Genomic DNA, 3550 nt, shown 5'->3' with positions numbered 1-3550 from the left:
CAGCTCGATGAAGCTGCTGCCGATTGGGGCATGGGGCGAGCTGATTGTCGGCGGGGATGGTGTCGCACGCGGATATTTGAACCGTCCGGAACTGACGGTGGAGAAATTTGTTCAGGACCCGGTAAAGCCAGGAGAGATCTGTTACCGGACAGGTGATTTGGTTCGTTGGCGTGCTGACGGAAACCTTGAGATCAAGGGACGGATTGATGAGCAGGTGAAAATCCGCGGCTTCCGCATTGAGCTGGGCGAAGTGGAGGCTCAGCTTGCCAAGATAGAATCGATTCGGGAAGCCGTCGTGATTGCGCGGGCGGACGAAAGCGGACAAAAACAGCTTTGCGCCTATTTTGCGGCCAGCAGCCAGCTGAGCGCAGGCGAGATCAGAAGCGCGCTGGCAAAAGAGCTGCCCAATTACATGATTCCGTCCTACTTTGTCCAACTGGAGCAGCTTCCGCTGACAGCCAACGGGAAGGTGGATCGCAGAGCGCTGCCGACTCCCGAGGAGAATGTTCACACGGGAACCGAGTACGCGGCACCGCGGACAGCCGTGGAGCAAGCTCTGGCTTCCGTTTGGCAAAGCGTGCTCGGTGTACGCAATATCGGCATTCACGACAGCTTCTTCGACCTTGGGGGCGATTCAATCAAATCGATCCAGGTGTCTTCAAGGCTGTTCCAAGCAGGCTACAAGCTGGAAATGAAAGATATGTTCAAGCATCCAACCATTGCGGGACTGAGCCCGTATGTCCAAACGGTCAGTCGCATAGCGGAGCAAGGGGAAGTTATTGGCGCGACGAAGTTGCTCCCGGTTCAGCACTGGTTTTTCGAGCAGCATTCTGTAAGTCCGCATCATTTTAACCAGGCTGTCATGCTGTACCGGGAGGATGGTTTTGAGGAAGCGGCGCTTCATCAGACGATGAAGAAGATCGCCGAGCATCACGATGCGCTGCGGCTGGTGTTCCGTCAGACGGAATACGGGTATGAGGCGTGGAACCGCGGCATGGCGGAAGGCGAACTGTATACTTTGGAAATTGTCGATTTCAAAGAGCAGGTTGCCCCCGAGGCAGCCATCCAAGCGAAAGCAAGCGAAATCCAACGCGGCATCGACCTGATTCATGGACCTTTGATGAAGCTGGGGTTGTTCCGGTGCGCGGAAGGGGATCATCTGCTGATTGTCATTCACCATTTGGCCGTAGACGGTGTGTCGTGGCGAATTTTGTTCGAAGATATCGCGACAGGCTACGAGCAGGCGGTAAACGGCCAGGAGATTCAGCTCCCGCAAAAAACGGATTCCTACCGGACATGGGCACAGCAGTTGTCGCTGTACGCGGAAAGTCCGGCGATGGAACATGAGCGGGCTTATTGGGAACAGCTCGGGCAAATAGTAGCAGAGCCGCTGCCGAAGGATGAGGTGCAGACCTGTCCGCTGGTTTTAGACAGCGAAACCATCACGATTCAATGGACCGAAGAGGAAACGGAGCTGCTGCTCAAGCAGGCGAACCGCGCTTATAATACGGAGACGAACGACTTGCTTTTAACGGCACTGGGGCTGGCTATTCAGGCCTGGAGCGGTATCGGGCGAGTGCTGGTCAATCTGGAAGGGCACGGCCGGGAGCCGATTATCCCGGATATCGACATCACCCGCACCGTAGGCTGGTTCACAAGTCAATTCCCGGTTACCTTGGAGATCGGAAGCAACAACGATCTGTCAGGCCAAATTAAGCGGATCAAGGAAAGTATGCGCAGCATTCCGCATAAAGGCATTGGCTTCGGCCTCCTGAAATATGGGTCTGCAAATCTGGAACGTGTTATACGTGAGCTCAAGCCGGAAATCAGCTTTAATTACTTGGGCCAATTCGATCAAGACTTGGACAATAGTTCGTTGCAGCTATCTCCTTATTCGACAGGCGGCGCGATAAGCGAACATGCTGTGCAAGCTTATACTTTGGATATGAACGGGATGATTTCCGAAGGAACGCTATCGCTTGCCATCACTTACAGTAGCAAACAATACCGCAAAGAAACGGTGGAGCGGCTATCCGAGCTCATCCGGACATCCTTGCAAAAAGTCATCCGGCACTGCACAAGCAAAGAAACGGCCGAATTGACGCCAAGCGACATATTGCTGAAGGGATTGACTATAGAACAGCTCGATCAACTGGCATCGCATCATCGGCACGTTGGCGAAATCGAAAATGTGTACAAGCTGACGCCGATGCAAAAAGGAATGTTTTTCCACAGTCTGCTGGAGCCGCATTCACTTTCGTACTTCGAACAAGCGACGTTCGAATGGCATGGTCACTTTGATGCGCAAAGCTTTGCGCAAAGCCTGGATGCTTTGGTGCAAAGACATGCTGCGCTCCGCACCAATTTTTATAACGGATGGGGCGACCCGGTACAAATCGTTTATCGAACCAAACGCAGTGAATTCAATTATGAAGACCTGCGCGGGATGGAGCAATTACAGCGTGAGGCGTATATCCGGAATTATATAGATGATGACAGAAACAGAGGGTTTGATTTGACGCAGGACCCGCTGCTCCGCGTTTCCGTTCTACACAAGGGCGAAGCGGATTATCTGCTTATGTGGAGCTTTCATCATATCATTATGGACGGCTGGTGCGTGCCTCTCATTACACAAGAGGTGTTCGAAACCTATTTTGCGATCAGCCAGCAGAGAGAACCTGAGTTTCTCCCAGCCTTGCCGTACAGTCGTTATATCGAATGGCTGGATCGGCAGGATGATCAGGCGGCAGCCGAATACTGGAGCGACTATTTGGCAGATTACGAACAGCATACGCAGATTCCTCAAGCGAAAGCCCAAAACAAGCCGGAAGCCTACGTTTCAAAACAGATCGTTTGCGAGCTGGGCAAGGATCTGACCGGGCGAATCGAACAGGCGGCAAAACGGTATCAGGTGACAGTCAGCACTTTGATGCAGACTGTTTGGGGAATCGTGCTTCAAAAATACAATAGTAGCAGGGACGTTGTTTTCGGCAGCGTTGTTTCGGGAAGACCTGCGGAAATACCGGGAATTGAAAGCATGATCGGACTGTTTATCAACACGATTCCAGTACGTGTGCGGTCAGACGAAACCATCAGTTTCGCAGATATGGTCAAACGGCAGCAGCAACAGTACCTGGCTTCCCATGCCTACGATACGTACCCTCTTTATGAGATTCAGACGCAAACCGGACAACAGCATTTGATCACACATATCATGGTATTTGAAAACTATCCCGTAGAACAGCAAATCGAGCTGTTGGGCGGGGAGCAGGCAGCTTTTGAGATTACGGACGCTGAGCTGTTTGAGCAGACGAACTATGATTTCAATCTGATTGTTTTGCCGGGCGAAGAATTTAAAATCGTATTCCGCTATAACGAGCTCGTCTATGAGCAGTCTGGCATCAAACAGATTCAGGGACATCTGATTCATATGCTGGAACAGGTGGTAAGCCGCCCGAACATTCGTGTGAACGAGCTGAAGCTGGCGACGCCGCAAGAGGAGGCGCAGATGTTGCTCCTCGGAGGCAGTGCGACAACCGCTTATCCTAAG

1 protein-coding gene is annotated in these 3550 nt (G+C 52.3%); it reads left to right on the top strand.

What is annotated here, in order from left to right; translation table 11 throughout:
* The coding region (locus tag L693_RS0100425; protein WP_025715582.1) for a condensation domain-containing protein at nt 1-3550 on the top strand (3550 nt) is incomplete at both ends.

It is taken from the genome of Paenibacillus sp. 1-18, from assembly GCF_000520755.1.
GTDB classification, from domain to species: domain Bacteria; phylum Bacillota; class Bacilli; order Paenibacillales; family Paenibacillaceae; genus Paenibacillus; species Paenibacillus brasilensis.
The sequence above is the reverse complement of the archived record's forward strand: the minus strand, read 5'-3'. Positions and strand labels throughout refer to the sequence as shown.